This is a genomic window from Vibrio sp. L5-1, from assembly GCF_021728315.1.
Lineage (GTDB): Bacteria > Pseudomonadota > Gammaproteobacteria > Enterobacterales > Vibrionaceae > Vibrio > Vibrio splendidus_K.
The window spans coordinates 107,590-123,185 of the sequence record NZ_JAKKCQ010000006.1 but is presented as its reverse complement, the minus strand read 5'-3'; the positions used below and the strand labels follow the sequence as shown (position 1 = coordinate 123,185).

Genomic DNA, 15,596 nt, shown 5'->3' with positions numbered 1-15,596 from the left:
AGTGGCGATATACTGAACCACTAAACGGATAGGGATACTAGTAACTAATGAAAACACGTGACAAGATTGTTTACGCTGCTCTAGAGCTTTTTAATGAGCACGGCGAGCGTAGTATTACGACCAATCATATTGCTGAGCATATCGAGATTAGCCCTGGTAACCTCTACTACCACTTCCGTAACAAACAAGAAATTGTACGTGATATCTTCACCCTCTATTCAACAGAGTTGCTTGAAAGGTTCACGCCGATTCAAGGCCAGCAAGAAAGCCTGACGCTACTAAAGACCTACTTAGATTCTATCTTCACGCTAATGTGGAAGTACCGATTCTTCTATGCGAACCTACCTGAAATACTGTCTCGTGATGAAAAGCTCCACCTTGATTACATGGCCGTGCAAGAAAGATTGCAAACCAACCTTGTCGATATTATGAGAGCCTTTGTTGAGTTGAACTTGCTTAAAGCAACGGATGCGGAAATGAAGTCGATGGTCACTTCTCTTCACTTGATCGCATCGGGTTGGTTGGCGTATCAGTCTGCAATGTCTCCAAAAGCTCAAATTACAGAGCAAGTGGTCCATCAAGGAATGCTACAGATGATCGCGACCGTTAAACCAATTGCGACAACTCAAGGCTTTGAGCAGCTGACACTGTTGGAAGATGGTGTAAGGGCTTTGAATTCAAAGTAGAAAGATACGAGTAATGAAGATCGGGAAAGAGCAGATTCGAGTAGCGAGATACGAGTAAACGAAAAGCAGGGTAGAGCGGCGACTAGGCTAGCATTTTTCATGTCATGTTTTACTCTGACCTTGTGTCGGCTTTAAGCTTTTCGTATTTAGGTGACTCGAACCCAGCGTCTCTTTAAGCTCTTCGAATCTCGTTTACTCGAATCCCGTATCTGTTTTTAAGATCTGCGCATCCCGTATCTGCTCTTACCTAACTAACCAACTCTTTGGATTCTGAGCTTGGCTGTTTCTGCGAATTTCAAAATACAGTGATGGGCGCGTTTGGCCGCCAGTGTCACCTGCAAGTGCAATCGCTTCACCCGCTTTCACTTTGTCACCTTCTTTCTTTAAAAGTGCTTGGTTAAAGCCGTAGAGCGTCATATCGCCTTTACCGTGGTCAAGTAGCACCACTAAGCCATAACCGCGTAGATACTCTGCAAAAACCACCGTGCCTGAATAAACAGACTTAACTTGCTGACCATATTTAGCGTTGATCACCATGCCTTTCCAGTTAATTTGCCCCGTTTGGCGTGAACCGTAGTTATGCAGAACTTTGTCTTTGATTGGCCAAGGCAGTTTGCCTTTACGTTTGGCTAACCCATCCATAGGGATTGCATTACGTCTCTCGCGAGCCGCTTTCTGTGCTTTCGCTATTTCAGCTTTTAGGCGAGTTTCATTGCGCTGAAGCTCCGCCAAGTAATTCTTATCACCCGAAATGTTCTTTTTAATACTGCCAACGGTTTTCTTACGCTGAGTTTGAGTTTTGGCTAACGTATCGCGCTTGGTGGTTTGCTGTTTTAATAGTGATGCTATCTGTTCTTGCTCAAGTTGACGCTGTTTGTGGCTTTCTTCTAACTCAAGTTGCGTCTGTTCAATCGTTTTGATTGTTGCGGAGCGAGCTTTGGCAAGGTGTTGGTAATAGTGACTGATACGATCTTCTTCCACACCAGTGTTGAGGATGTGAGAAGACGCTTTAGCTCGACTTGTCATGTAGTAAGTCTGAATCAGTTGTTCTAACTTGTCGGTATGGATTTTTTTCTGTGCCGTAAGCGCTTTAATCTTGGTGTCTAAGTTAGCAATATTAGCATTAGCGGTATTGAGTTGCTTTTTACTGTCTAGAATCGCCTTTTCAAGCGAAACAATGGATAGCTCTTGTTTCTTGAGGTTTGCCTGTAGGCTATCGAGTTTTTTCTGCTGTGAGGAAAGGTTTTTTTGTTGGCGAGATATTTCGCTTGATACGCCTTTTAGTTCCCCCTGAGAGGCGGCAAATGACGATGTAGATAACAGAGCAGCGCAAAGGCTGGCAGATATCAGAAGAGTCCGGCTAATGGCTCGAATTTGTTTCATCATTATCGTCATTTAGTTGTATTCATCTGCTCTTGATTTTTCGAATTTCGCTGAATCGAACCCACATCTGCTTTTAAGCTTTTCGCATTTCGGTTATTCGAATTCCGCATCTACTTTTAAGCTCTTCGCATCTCGGTTACTCGAATTCCGCATCTACTTTTAAGCTCTTCACATCTCGGTTACTCGAATTCCGCATTTGCTTTTAAGCTCTTCGCATCTCGGTTACTCGAACCCCGAATCTGCTTTTAAGCTCTTCGTATCTCGGTTACTCGAACCCCGAATCTGCTTTTAAGCTCTTCGTATCTCGGTTACTCGAATCCCGCATTTGCTTTTAAGCTCTTCGCATCTCGGTTACTCGAATTCCGTATCTGCTCTTAAATCCCATCACCATGGATGAAGTTCTGAGAGCGACCGTTAAACCCCTGATCCATATCCAAAGACGGCTTGTCAGTTTTCGGCTTTCCAACAATTTTTGCAGGAACGCCAGCGACTGTCGTATGAGGTGGAACTGCCTGAAGAACCACAGAGCAAGAACCAATCTTCGCGCCTTCACCCACTTCAATGTTACCGAGTATTTTAGCACCGGCACCGATCATTACACCTTCTCGGATTTTAGGGTGACGATCGCCACCTTCTTTACCCGTACCACCAAGGGTCACGTCTTGAAGGATAGATACATCATTTTCAACGACAGCGGTTTCACCAATCACAATGCCTGTCGCGTGGTCGAGCATGATCGCTTTACCGATACGAGCTGCTGGGTGAATATCCACTTGGCAAGCAACCGAAATTTGGTTCTGTAGGTAAGTGGCAAGTGCAATACGCCCTTGCTTCCACAGCCAGTTAGCCACTCGGTAACCTTGCAGAGCGTGGTAACCTTTCAGATAAAGCAGAGGCATCGAGTACATCTCGACCGCAGGATCTCGATTTACCGTCGCGCAGATATCACAAGCGGCAGCATCAATAATCGATTGGTCCTGCTTAAATGCTTGTTCAACCACTTCACGTACTGCCATTGCTGGCATTGAAGCCGTCTTTAGCTTGTTTGCTAGGATGTAGCTAAGGGCTGCGCCTAAACTTTCATGGTTGATGATCGTGGCATGATAAAAACTCGCAAGCATAGGCTCTTGCTCCGACTGCTGTCGAGCTTCCTTCACAATGCATTGCCAAACTTTTTGTTGTTCACAGTGTTTCATTTTACCATCCATTATTTTTTAAGGGGCAGATGCTAGATGCTAGATTCGAGATACGAAGAACGAGATGTAAAGAACAGATTAGAGTAGCGAGATGCGGATAACGAAAAGCAGCCTTCTTTAAGCGCTCAATCTGCTCTTACTCTCTTCGCATCTCGTTTACCCGAATCTCGTATCCGCTTTTACTCTTTTCGCATCTCGGTTACTCGAATCTCGTTACTGCTTTTTACCTTTCTGACTTCTTGTCTCGAGCAAGTAGATCTTGCGCCGCTAGGTGTGCATCTTTTCCTTGATACAACACTTGATAAATTTGTTCAACAATTGGCATCTCAACGCCCATGCGTTCTGATAATAACCAAACTTCTTTGGTGTTGCGATAACCTTCAACGACTTGGCCAATTTCTTCTTGTGCGGTATCGACATCTTTGCCTGCGCCAAGTGCCAAACCAAAGCGACGGTTGCGTGATTGGTTATCAGTACAGGTTAGTACTAAGTCACCCAACCCTGCCATGCCCATGAAGGTTTCTGGTTGCGCGCCAAGAGCTGCACCTAATCGGCTCATTTCCGCTAAGCCGCGAGTGATAAGTGCGGTACGTGCATTAGCACCAAAGCCAATACCATCCGACATGCCTGCGCCAATTGCGATAACATTTTTAACCGCGCCACCCAGTTGCATGCCGATGAAATCAGAGTTTGCGTATACGCGGAATGTTTTGCCGCAATGAATCTTCTCTTGCAGCTCTTCTAAGAAAACTTCATCAGGTGAAGCGACAGAGATAGCCGTTGGCATGCCCATCGCTAACTCTTTGGCAAAAGTAGGCCCTGATAGAACCGCTAACGAGTAGCCATCACCAAGCACATCGTGAGCGACATCTTTAAGTAGGCGGCCTGTTTCTGGCTCTAAGCCTTTGGTCGCCCAGCAGATACGAGAGTTCTCTGTTAAGTGAGGCTTAAGGCTATTTAAAACGATACCAAACACGTGGCTCGGGACGACAACCAAAAGGTCTCGGCTTGAAGTCACGGCTTTTTCTATATCTGACTCAATAATTAAGCTGTCTGGGAAAGCGATATTGGGTAGAAACTCATTGTTCGCACGCTCAGATTCGAGGCGAGCCATATGAACAGGGTCATGTCCCCAAAGAACAACATTGGCACCGTTACGCGCTAGAGAGATCGCTAAAGATGTCCCATAAGAACCTGCGCCAATCACTGTCATGGCGATGTCTTTACCGTAAGCGCTATCTTTACCGTAAGCGGCTTTCGCGTGAGTCGGGCGAGTTGTTTCTGTCATGCTTCCACCTAAAAATAATGAGGGAAATCGAAGAGTTCTTGAGATGTTTTCTAAAGTAAGAAGAAAACATCTCTCTATCAAAATACAGTGTAAATAAAAAATGCACATCGCAGAAGCTGCGATGTGCATTTAAAAGCTAACTATTTAACGAAAACTAGCTATCTAATAAAAGCCCAGCTTCTTAAAAATAAGCGATTTGAGCATTAGTCAGAGTAGTTCTATTTCGAAACTTAAGCTCTACTTGAAAACCTAAGCTTGCTCGCCTTCAGTTTGTTCAGCTTGTTGAGCTTGGTTTTGTAGGTAGTTCATGAACAAAGCATCAAAGTTTACTGGCGCTAGGTTCAGTTGTGGGAACGTACCTTTAACCACTAGGCTAGAAATCGTTTCACGAGCGTATGGGAACAGGATGTTAGGGCAGAATGCACCTAGGCAATGTGCTAGTTGGCCAGCTTCCATTTCGCTTGCAGAGAAGATGCCGCCTTGTTGAACTTCACAAAGGAATGCAGTGTCTTCTGCGTTCTTAACCGTAACCGTTAGACGTAGGATGACTTCGTAAACGCCTTCGCCAAGTTCACGGCTTTGAGTGTCTAGGTCCAGCTTTACATCTGGGTTCCACTCTTTTTGAAACATGTCTGGAGAGTTTGGCGCTTCGAAAGATACGTCTTTTAGGAAGATACGTTGGATTGCGAAGTTTTGTTGTGCGTCTTGTTGTGCTGCTTCAGCCATTTTCTTGTCCTTAAAAATTTTAAATTAGACTCTGTTCATTATATTTATCGAACAAAGCCTGAAAGTTAGTATATCGGTCAGCCGCTTCTTGCCTTTAAGCTATTTCTTACCTTTAACCAAAGGAAGATTAGCTTCGCTCCAAGCCACTAAGCCGCTTTTCAGTACGCTTACGTTTTCGAAACCAGCTTTAACCAGCAAGTTCGCGCTTTCTTGAGCGGTTTGACCTGTCTTGCATACTACGATGATTGGGTCTGCTTTGTGGCTTTCAAGGCTACCAAAGCTATTTGCTTTGATATCTGACGGCAAAATGTGAACTGCGTCCGTAATATGGCCCTTTTTGAACTCATCCTTAGTACGAATATCAACCACAATCCCATTTTCACGGTTAATCATGTGTGTGGTTTGCGCTGCCGTGATCTCTTTGTAGGCTGCGTTTGATGTCTTGATAACGTTCGCAATGATGGCAACAACCAAGCCGATCCATACGATGGCTAAAATCATATTCTCTTGAACAAATGGAACTAACTCTTGCATATCTTGAACTCTTATTCGTTATTGGGCGAAAAACTATAGGTCAGGAGTATAGCGATAAAGGATAGGAGAATACAGAGGCAGCATGCAGTTGTGATGAGTGGTATGGTTGAGTGTGAATGAAATTGACACTCATTGCCTTTGTGCCCTCATACTTAATGTATTTCTGAATCGACAGTTTGAATGACCTTTTTGTATGACACCCCTTCGCTCGGTGGTTAAAATGCAACCGATTTTGTAGGGGAATAGCATTACCTGCTATGAATGCAAGTCCCCACGTGGAACCCCATATAATACACACACTAACTGATGGCGATACTCATAAGGTAGAGTAAATAAAGAGTTTTAAGGATAAAGTTTAAACTGGTTAACATACACTTATTTTGCTAGCATTTGGTGCTCTGTAGGCCATTAAAAGCGAACTTACTATACACACTGACAATATTTTGCTTTTGGGAGCCAGACCTAGGGGCGGTAGCGTATCTTAGTGCGAGTGAACCCCCTTCGTAAATATTTAAACACAAATAGCATATTTGTAGGGTTTCTGGTGGGCAAGGAGAAGCTCAATCTAGTCTCATGCAATCAGAAATAAGTAGAATGAAAATAATAGAAAAAATAAACGCCTTGAAAAATAACGCTAGTGTGATGAAGTACTTAAAAAACACATCATGGCTACTAGCCGATAATGCGCTGAAACTAATCGTAGGGCTATTTATAGGAGCTTGGGTTGCTAGACACTTGGGGCCAAATGATTTCGGTATCTATTCCTATGCTATAAGTTTTGTAGCAATTTTTGGTGGTGTAGCAACACTTGGACTTGACAACATTGTTGTTCGCGAGTTGGTAAAAAGAGAGGACAGTAAAGGTGAGATATTAGCTACAACATTTGCTTTAAAGTTAATTGGTTCAGTTGTAGCGTTGTTGTTACTATTTGTTGGAATACTTATTTCCGACATGTCTGATGAGGTTAAGGCTATCGCATTCATCATGGGTTTTACTTTTCTGTTTCAAACGTCTAATGTTATAAAGTTACACTTTCAAAGTGTTGTGGAAAGTAAATACTTTGTGATGGCTAATATTATATCTATAACTATTAGTGCGATCGTAAAAATAGTATTAATAATATCTAACTCACCATTGATTGACTTTGCAAAAGTCTTTCTATTTGACTCTTTTACACTATCTTTATTCTTGATCTATTTCTATTTTAAAAAGACAACACTTCAGCGAACTGCGTATTTCGTTAACAAAACTTTAGCTAAAGAAATGCTGAAGGACAGCTGGCCGCTTATCTTTGCGGCGATTGCCTCCGTGATAAAGTTGAAGCTGGGGCAGGTGATGTTAGGTAATTTAGGAAGCTTTGAAGATGTAGGGTATTATGCTGCGGCGCTTAGAATATCAGAACTGTGGTTCCTAATCCCTGTTCTATTAGGTTCGTCAATCTACCCTGCACTTATAAGCGCAAGAAAAGAAGGGTCAGGTATTCTAAGAACTAGAGTATTAATGATTACGAAAGCGATGCTTGCGTTCGCCATTCCATTTGCAATGATAGTTTCACTTATATCTGAGTTTCTGATGACACTCCTTTTCGGCGATGAATTTAAGGAAGCAGGTCATTACTTATCACTTCAGATATGGTCAGGCCTGCCCTATGTCGTGTTATTTGCCTACTCTCAAATCACGTATATTGAAGGAAAGACCAAAATACACCTCTATCTGTCAATACTATCGATTGGCTCAATAGCTTATTTCAATTATTGGTTAATTCCACTATTTGGGGGAATTGGAGCAGTTTATGCCTCGTTAATTACAGCCTTATTAGGAACGGTATTGATGATAGTTTTAGTTGAGAAAGATATTAAAATTTTCACAAAAGGTACAAAATATGTTTAAAGGTAAGGTTTTAATGATCACTGGTGGAACAGGATCATTTGGTAATGCAGTATTAGATCGTTTTCTAAATTCAGATATTGAAGAAATTCGAATTTTTAGCCGAGATGAGAAAAAACAAGAAGACATGCGAATAAAGTACAAGAGTGACAAACTCAACTTTGTTATCGGTGATATTCGAGATTTTGACAGCATTAATAACGCGATGCGAGGCGTAGATTACCTTTTCCATGCGGCAGCTCTCAAGCAAGTGCCTTCGTGTGAATTCTATCCAATGGAAGCTATTAAAACAAACTTGCTTGGTGCAGAGAACGTTTTGGAAGCTGCAGCCGCTAATAATGTTAAAAAAGTGGTTGTACTAAGTACTGACAAAGCCGTTTACCCTATCAATAGTATGGGGATGACGAAAGCGTTGATGGAAAAGTTAGCGGTTTCAAAAGCTCGGGATAAGCGAGTGAAAGACAACAATAGTACTATCTGCGCAACGCGATACGGCAACGTAATGGCTTCGAGAGGTTCGATAATTCCTCTGTTTATCGAACAAATTAAGAGTGGTCTTCCACTTACAATTACAAACCCAGAGATGACTCGATTTATGATGTCTCTAGTGGATTCTGTGGACTTAGTGTTATTCGCTTTTGAGAATGCTAATCCCGGTGATGTTTTTGTTCAGAAATCACCGGCTGCTACGGTGGGTGATCTTGCTATTGCTTTAAAAGAGCTGTTTAACGCTGAGAACGAAATTAAAATTATTGGTGAGCGTCATGGAGAGAAATTATTTGAGTCCCTTTGTGGTCGTGAGGAAATGGCAAAAGCTACTGACATGGGGGACTTCTACCAAGTTCCTGCTGACTACCGAGATTTGAACTACACGAAATATGTTCAAGAGGAAGCGCAAAAGTTAGAGTTTGATGAGTATAATTCACACAATACGCAAAGATTGACAGTGGAAGAATTAAAAGCGTTACTTCTTACTCTAGATTACGTTCAACAAGAGTTGGGAATTAATAGATGATACCTCTAATTAAAACGTTTATGCCTCCCAAAGAGCAACTTATGCCTGAGTTAGAAAAAGTACTTTACTCGGGTTATATCGCTCAAGGTGAGGCAGTAGACGATTTTGAAAGACAATTAGCTCAGTACTTAGGTAACTCCAATTGTTTAACTGTAAACAGTGGTTCGTCGGCTCTTCATATTGCATTGATACTTGCAGGTGTAAAGGAGGGGGATGAAGTTATCTCGACTGCTTTGACTGCTGAGCCGACTAACACGGTGATTAAGCAAACGGGTGCAAAAATTGTCTGGGCAGATATCGATCCGAAAACAGGAAATCTGTGCCCAGAAGATGTAGAGAAAAAGATAACAGAGAATACCAAGGCAATCATGGTTGTAGACTATGCGGGTGTTCCTATGGATATTAAGAAGTTTCAAGAGATTGAAAATAAATATGGAATCCCTGTTATTGAAGATGGCGCCCATGCTTTTGGTGCTTCTTTTGAAGGCAAAAAAATTGGCAATCATTTCAAGTATACTATTTTTTCATTTCAGGCCATTAAGCACTTTACTACAATAGATGGTGGTGCTTTGTGTATCAAAGACAATGACGAGTTTGAAAAGGCTAAGCTTATTCGTTGGTTTGGTATCAGTAAAAAGGTGAGTCGACAAGAAAACGATATCAAAGCCCAAGGCTACAAGTATCACATGAATAATGTGAATGCGACTGTTGGTCTCGTTCAGCTAAAAAGTATCGATAAAGTGGTTGGTCGATATATCGAGAATGGTAAGTTCTTCGATAAAGCCTTGAAGAATACTCCTGGTTTAACACTTCTTGAGTATTACCCAAACTCCCAGCCATCCTATTGGCTTTACACCGTAAAAGTAACGAATAAACAAGACTTCATGAAAACGCTAGCAGACAAAGGTATCATGGCTTCTGACCTTCATAAACGAAATGATTCGCATACCATTTTCAACGAGAGCAAAACCACATTGCCGAATTTAGATGAGTTTGAAAAGGAGTGGGTTCATATTCCATGTGGATGGTGGGTTACTGATGAAGACCGAGAGCATATTGTCAATGTGATAAAAAAAGGTTGGTGAGGTGATGGTCCCTTTGTTTAAAGTATTCATGCCTGACGATACAACGGATGGTGTTAATGAAATACTCCGCTCTGGTCAACTCAGCTATGGCGTACATACGAAACGTTTTGAAAAAAAACTACGTGAATACGTTGGTAACGACAAGATACTGACCACGTCTGGGAACTCGATATTTTTTGCTCTAAAGCTTATAGATATCAAAGCTGGGGACGAGGTGATCGTTTCTCCTATGAGTTGCTTAATGACGACTCAACCAGTGATATACACCGGTGCAAAAGTCGTGTGGGCTGATATTGACCCTTTAACTGGCTCATTAGACCCAAAAGACGTGGAAAGGAAAATAACGAAGAATACAAAAGCAATCATTCATTATCATTGGGCAGGGTTCCCAGGATATATTGATGAAATCAATCAGGTTGCCAAAGACAATAAAATATTCGTTATTGAAGATGCTACGGAATCCTTTGGTGCAGAGTACAAAGGAAAAAAGCTAGGCAATACCAACACAGATATTGTTTGCTTCTCATTTACTCCAGTCCGATTGCCCAACGCCATAGACGGTGGAGGCTTAGCTGTCAATAACCGAGCATTGTTCGAGAAAGCTCTTTTAATGAGGGATCTTGGAATCCAGCGTGATAATTTTAGAGATGAATTGGGTGAAATATCAGAAGCTTGTGACATCGTATCTGTAGGAGACTCATCAGCGATGAACAACGTATCAGGTTATGTTGGTGCTTTACAGATGCCTCATTTAGACGAGCTTTTGAAACAACAGCGTGATAATGCAAAGCGTTGGGAGAAATACTTTGAAAATGACCCTAGTGTACGTATTTTGAAAAAGAGAGCAGAGACTAATCCGTCATATTGGGCATTTACCTTACTATCTGAAAATAGAGATACACTTCTGGCCGATATGAGAGATAGAAGTATATACGTGTCTAAAGTACACCTTAGAAATGATTTATATTCAGTTTTCGGCCATCACACAAATGGTTTAGAGGGCGTGAATGAATTCTCAAGCAAACAGTTGAACCTACCTTGTGGCTGGTGGGTTACAGAATCTGATTTGGATTTATAGAGTTTAATCCATAAATAACTATAGAACATATGAGCGACTTGTATGATTTACAGTCTGTCGAAGTGTACGCTAGTATCGCTAAACCTAACTGAGTTCAGAAATATGAACTTTTAATTGAGTATCTTGAGGTATAAAAGTATGAGAACAACAATATTAAAAAAATTCAATGAAGCTTTAGAGCAAACAGATATAGATAAACACTACGATAGTATCGCTGATGAGCAAATTTTATTGGAAAGTGGACTGGATTCGTTGGGCTTTGCTATCTTAGTAGCATTGCTCGAAGAAGAGTTGGATTTTGACCCATTTCAAGAAATGGAAAACGCGGTTTACCCTGCAACGTTTGGAGAGTTTGTAGCTGTTTATGAGAACTGAAACACATAATCAAATAGTTAGTTACTTACTTCGGATACCGAAAGAACGAATTTTCCTTCGCCTTGAAAAAAAGAGTTATACATTTGGCTGTATTTTGGAATTGTGCACAGAGTTTCAAAACAACCACCCGGAATTAATAGGGAAAAATTGCGCAATAGTATCTGAAGATAGAGAGTCTCTAGCGATATATTTACCAGCAATAGATAGTGTTTGCAACAGTGTTTTTTTGCAACCGAATGAGATTAATAACGATGAAAAGGCTTTCTATCAATCTGCGGGTGTTGACTATGTCATTAGATTAGGAAACGGCTCTGTTACCTCAATTGAATATGTAGAAAGTTTACGATGTGAAGGCAAACACAAAGAAACTACAGCAGGCTATATATTAGCGACGTCTGGAACGACAGGTGTGCCTAAACTTGCATCATATACGTTAAGTTCTTTGACTGCTAGAGCCCAAAAGAATATAGAACGTGGTCAGGAATTTAATTGGGGGCTCTCTTATGACATCAACAGATTTGCTGGCCTACAGGTTTATTTGCAAGCAATTGTTGCTGGCTCAATGTTGGTTATTCCATCTCAGGGGGGGGCTGTCGACTCGCAGGTCCAATTATATGCTAATAACCAAGTGAACTGTCTGTCGGCAACCCCTTCATTCTGGCGACAAGTTTTAATGGTTCCGTCACACAAGAGTATACCACTTAAGCGTATCACTTTAGGTGGTGAGATTAGTAATCAAAGCCTTTTAAACGCTTTATCCAATAACTTTCCAGACACAAATATTACCCACATTTATGCTTCTACAGAAGCAGGTGTTGGTTTTGCCGTAAAAGATAAAAAAGAAGGTTTTCCCACTCAGTACTTATCTGAAGAGAATGGTTTGGGATGCAAATTGAAAGTTAAAAATGGTTTATTATGGATCAAAAGTCAGCACGGCTGCTCTAATTTTGTAAAGGGTAAACTCGACCTAGATCATGAGGGGTTTATCAACACGGGTGACTTGGTTGACGTGAAAAATGAAAGAATCCTTTTTCTAGGACGAAAGAGTGGCTCGATAAATGTTGGTGGTAACAAGGTGATGCCAGAAAAAGTTGAATCGGTGCTGGAAGGCAGTCCTCTTATTTTAATGGCAAATGTATTTGCTATAAAGAATCCGGTGTTGGGATCTTTAGTCTCAACAGATGTTATTGCTACAGAGCAGGGTAAGACTCTTTCTGGAAAAGAACTAAAAGCAGAACTGATCGCATTTTGTCGAAATAAGCTTGAAGCATTTGAAATACCTGTAATGTTCAAACGAGTTGAGACGATAGAAACTAATGCTACAGGAAAGAAAATCAGGAACAAAAAATGAAAAACGTAATTGTTACAGGTTCAGCTAAAGGATTGGGTTTAGAGATATCAAAGCAATTGGCTGCATCTGGATATAAAGTCATTGGCATCAGTCGAACAGTAACAAAAGAATACGAAAGTCTTCAAACTGAATATCCTGAACAGGTCTATTTCTATCAATTTGACTTCTCGAATACTGAACAAATTTCTGCACTGGTCAAGCAAGTGACCAAAGATAATGGCCGAATTTATGGTTTGATCAATAATGCCGCGTTAGGCCATGACGGTGTTTTAGCGACAATGCATGAATCTGATATCACTGAAGTGATTAAAGTTAATGTAGAGGCTCCGGTGTTACTAACAAAGTACGTATCACGTTCTATGTTGTTGAATAAAGTTGGCCGAATTGTAAATGTTGGCTCAATTATAGGTTCAACTGGATTTAATGGTCTTAGTGTTTATGGCGCGACTAAATCGGCATTGGGTGGCTTTACTAAGTCGCTAGCGCGTGAGCTAGGTAAAGCTCAGATCACTGTAAATACACTTGCTCCAGGTTATATGGAAACCAATATGACCGATGGTTTAGGTGGAGATAAACTAGAAAAAATAAAAAGGCGTAGTTGTTTAGGAAGGCTCGCTAATGTGTCAGATGCTGCAAGCATGGTAAATTTTCTAATGTCTGAAAGTGCTTCTGGAGTCACTGGTGCAACATTTACCGTTGATGCTGGAAGTACAGCATAACTAAAAATTTAAATTAGTGAAAATAGAGGTTTTGATTTTGTCTTTTAGAGAAATTGATATGCAAAGCATATCGGACATACTTGGTGTTGATTTTGTAGGTGCTAATGTTTTAGTAAACTCTTTAAATTTAGCTAATAGACAACTTTATGGAAGTAATATTACTTACATAGGAAGTGAGGCTTACTTAGAACATTTAGATAAAAAGGAAATTGTAGCTTCTATACTGACTAAGGAATATTATGATGTACTTGATTCAGAAGTGAAAAACTCTAAATCATATATTATTTCAGACAACCCTGAAGAGTTGTTTTATAAGCTCCATGGTATTTTGTGTGAAAGTACAGACTTTTACACATCTCCCTCATTGTCGACATTTGGCGACAATCTTTCTATACATTCAACCGCCGTTGTTGAAGATGGTGTAGAGATTGGGAATAATGTCGTGATAGGAGCAAATGCAGTTATTAACAAGGGCTCTATCATTGGAAATAATGTTGTCATAGAGGCCGGAGCCATCATTGGTACACAAGGTTTTCAAGTTATCTACGGCAATGAAGTACCTTATTTGGTTAAACATGTTGGTGGTGTAAAAATCAACGATAATGTTTTTATTGGAGCAAACTCATGTATATCAAATAGCTTGTTTGATGGATATACAGAAATTGGAAAATCAACTAAAATAGATAGCTTAACATTTGTTGCTCACAATTGCAGAATTGGTGATAACTGTGTGCTTACTTCTGGTGTTGTTATGGCTGGTAGCTCAACACTTGATGATGGGGTTTGGTTAGCACCTAACTCTGTTATTCTGAATCGTATTAACGTTGGCCGAGAGTCTCTAGTCGGGTCCCATTCATTGGTAGCGAAGAACGTCCCAGACAATACTAAGGTAATTGGTATGCCTGCTAGAAGAGTTGGAAATACAGAATCAAAGTATTAGGGTCTTTTTCGTAAATATCCTTGAAAAGTCTATGTCCTCCAATAACATATGATATTTCCCTCTAGCTTAGGGATGTATCTTGATAACGCCCTGAAGTAGAGTTAAATTTTTTCATGAGAGATAAGGTAAAATATAGCATCATTCTCCCTGTGTTTAACGGGTTGGAATATTTGCAAACCTGTATTGATACAGTTACCAATCAAAACTACAATGATTATGAATTAATCATTGTAGATGATTGCTCGACAGACGGAACAAGAGAGTACCTGAGTGAAATAGACAATAAATGTATAAAGGTTGTCAACCAGGCAGAAAACTTAGGCGCAATTGGTAATTTTTCGGATGCAATTAATTATGCATCAGGTGAGTGGTTGATATTTTTGGGAGTTGATGATGGCTTGCAAAGTTACTTCTTCAAGCTTGCAGATATGCTCACCAATATATGTTCAAAAGAAAAATTACGTGTAATTGCTTCTAGCCGAGCTCACTTTTTTTGGGAAGGTGCAGCACAATTACATGGTGAAAAAGCACTCCAATATACCGCTAGAAAAGAATTTTCGATATTGGATTCTCAAAAGGAAGTATACTACGCTCTTATTGGAGCTCAGGCTTATTTTGAATTGCCTCAAATGTATTCTAACTCCTTGTTCCATCGCTCATTGGTAGAAGAAGCGATTGAAAAACAACGTGGAAAGTTATTTTCGACAGTTCCACCAGATGCTAACTTAGCAGCAATAGCATTATCATTAGAGAAAAAGTATCTAAAGTCATTCATTCCTCTCGGCTGGATTGGTACATCTTCGTCGAGAACTGGATATGCTGGAAAAAATAGCGATGGTGCTGGCGAGATTATGGAAGGAATTGAATTCAAATTAATGGCCGGTAAGCCAACCCTTGGTTCTTTGTGTATATACCTTTGGAATGCCTTGCTGAGCACAAGCTCTCTTCGAGAAGACTCAAAGAATGATTTGTTAGAAAGTCGTTTTTTTAAAGTTCTGTTGCTGTCATCTGCGTGCGCTGAATTACGTAAAAGAGGAGTGCTCAATAAGCGAAAAGAGCTTTTTGACAACGTTCTAGCTTACAATTCTATTTCACCGGCACTTATCAAAACTCTTTCCTTCCCAATAGGTTTGGTTGCTTCTTACTTATTCTTCCAAAGAAGAGTGGTAAATAAAGTTAAGAATATCATCATGCCATCTTATCAAATAAAACTAAATCGATTTGAAGGAATATCTATGCTTAAAGAATCAGAAAATATTAATAGAAATTTGTCAAATGTATTAGAAAGAGATAAGTGACACTTTTCCAAATTTTGCGTCTACGAATGATAGAC

Annotated in this window: 15 protein-coding genes; 10 read left to right on the top strand and 5 right to left on the bottom strand. The window is 40.5% G+C overall.

From position 1 onward, the window contains the following. The first annotated feature begins 47 nt into the window (after nt 1–47). Nucleotides 48–686: a TetR/AcrR family transcriptional regulator gene (locus L3V35_RS19510; RefSeq protein ID WP_050644515.1), complete on the top strand. Its 639-nt coding sequence runs from the start codon at nt 48–50 to the stop codon at nt 684–686. Between the two features lie 243 nt (nt 687–929). Here L3V35_RS19510 and L3V35_RS19505 read toward each other — a convergent pair whose 3' ends face one another. The 5 genes from L3V35_RS19505 to L3V35_RS19485 form a co-directional block, all read right to left on the bottom strand. Then, nucleotides 930–2,081 (bottom strand): murein hydrolase activator EnvC, encoded by a 1,152-nt coding sequence (locus L3V35_RS19505; RefSeq protein ID WP_237300513.1) that lies wholly within the window; start codon nt 2,079–2,081, stop codon nt 930–932. Nucleotides 2,082–2,443: 362 nt separating this feature from the next. Further along, nucleotides 2,444–3,265: a serine O-acetyltransferase gene (gene cysE, locus L3V35_RS19500; RefSeq protein ID WP_009847961.1), complete on the bottom strand. Its 822-nt coding sequence runs from the start codon at nt 3,263–3,265 to the stop codon at nt 2,444–2,446. Between the two features lie 223 nt (nt 3,266–3,488). Beyond that, the gene (gene gpsA / locus L3V35_RS19495; RefSeq protein ID WP_054547947.1) at nt 3,489–4,553 is read right to left on the bottom strand and encodes an NAD(P)H-dependent glycerol-3-phosphate dehydrogenase; all 1,065 of its coding nucleotides are present in this window, start codon (nt 4,551–4,553) and stop codon (nt 3,489–3,491) included. Nucleotides 4,554–4,802: 249 nt separating this feature from the next. Next, entirely contained in the window at nt 4,803–5,279 is a 477-nt protein-coding gene (gene secB / locus L3V35_RS19490; RefSeq protein ID WP_004733234.1) for a protein-export chaperone SecB, read from the bottom strand. Nucleotides 5,280–5,378: 99 nt separating this feature from the next. Beyond that, nucleotides 5,379–5,813: a rhodanese-like domain-containing protein gene (locus L3V35_RS19485; protein WP_012603060.1), complete on the bottom strand. Its 435-nt coding sequence runs from the start codon at nt 5,811–5,813 to the stop codon at nt 5,379–5,381. Between the two features lie 594 nt (nt 5,814–6,407). Here L3V35_RS19485 and L3V35_RS19480 point away from each other — a divergent pair. The 9 genes from L3V35_RS19480 to L3V35_RS19440 all read left to right on the top strand — a co-directional run bounded on the left by L3V35_RS19480 (nt 6,408) and on the right by L3V35_RS19440 (nt 15,561). Continuing rightward, nucleotides 6,408–7,703, top strand: a complete 1,296-nt coding sequence (locus L3V35_RS19480) for a flippase (RefSeq protein ID WP_160317340.1) — start codon at nt 6,408–6,410, stop codon at nt 7,701–7,703. Further along, the gene (locus tag L3V35_RS19475; protein ID WP_054547945.1) at nt 7,696–8,715 is read left to right on the top strand and encodes a polysaccharide biosynthesis protein; all 1,020 of its coding nucleotides are present in this window, start codon (nt 7,696–7,698) and stop codon (nt 8,713–8,715) included. The genes L3V35_RS19480 and L3V35_RS19475 overlap by 8 nt, the downstream gene beginning before the upstream one ends. A 41-nt stretch (nt 8,716–8,756) precedes the next feature. Further along, nucleotides 8,757–9,800, top strand: a complete 1,044-nt coding sequence (locus L3V35_RS19470) for a DegT/DnrJ/EryC1/StrS family aminotransferase (RefSeq protein ID WP_200909011.1) — start codon at nt 8,757–8,759, stop codon at nt 9,798–9,800. A gap of 13 nt (nt 9,801–9,813) precedes the next feature. Further along, nucleotides 9,814–10,878, top strand: coding sequence for an aminotransferase class V-fold PLP-dependent enzyme (locus L3V35_RS19465; protein ID WP_237300512.1), 1,065 nt, complete (start codon nt 9,814–9,816; stop codon nt 10,876–10,878). Between the two features lie 138 nt (nt 10,879–11,016). Further along, on the top strand, nt 11,017–11,253 hold the full coding sequence (locus L3V35_RS19460) for a hypothetical protein (RefSeq protein ID WP_054547942.1): 237 nt from the start codon (nt 11,017–11,019) through the stop codon (nt 11,251–11,253). Beyond that, nucleotides 11,243–12,604: a class I adenylate-forming enzyme family protein gene (locus L3V35_RS19455; RefSeq protein WP_237300511.1), complete on the top strand. Its 1,362-nt coding sequence runs from the start codon at nt 11,243–11,245 to the stop codon at nt 12,602–12,604. Before L3V35_RS19460 ends, L3V35_RS19455 begins: the two co-directional genes overlap by 11 nt. Further along, nucleotides 12,601–13,323, top strand: a complete 723-nt coding sequence (locus L3V35_RS19450) for an SDR family oxidoreductase (RefSeq protein WP_054547940.1) — start codon at nt 12,601–12,603, stop codon at nt 13,321–13,323. Before L3V35_RS19455 ends, L3V35_RS19450 begins: the two co-directional genes overlap by 4 nt. Before the next feature lie 58 nt (nt 13,324–13,381). Further along, nucleotides 13,382–14,263, top strand: a complete 882-nt coding sequence (locus tag L3V35_RS19445; RefSeq protein ID WP_054547939.1) for a DapH/DapD/GlmU-related protein — start codon at nt 13,382–13,384, stop codon at nt 14,261–14,263. A gap of 113 nt (nt 14,264–14,376) precedes the next feature. Further along, nucleotides 14,377–15,561: a glycosyltransferase family 2 protein gene (locus L3V35_RS19440; protein ID WP_054547938.1), complete on the top strand. Its 1,185-nt coding sequence runs from the start codon at nt 14,377–14,379 to the stop codon at nt 15,559–15,561. Nucleotides 15,562–15,596 lie beyond the last annotated feature (35 nt).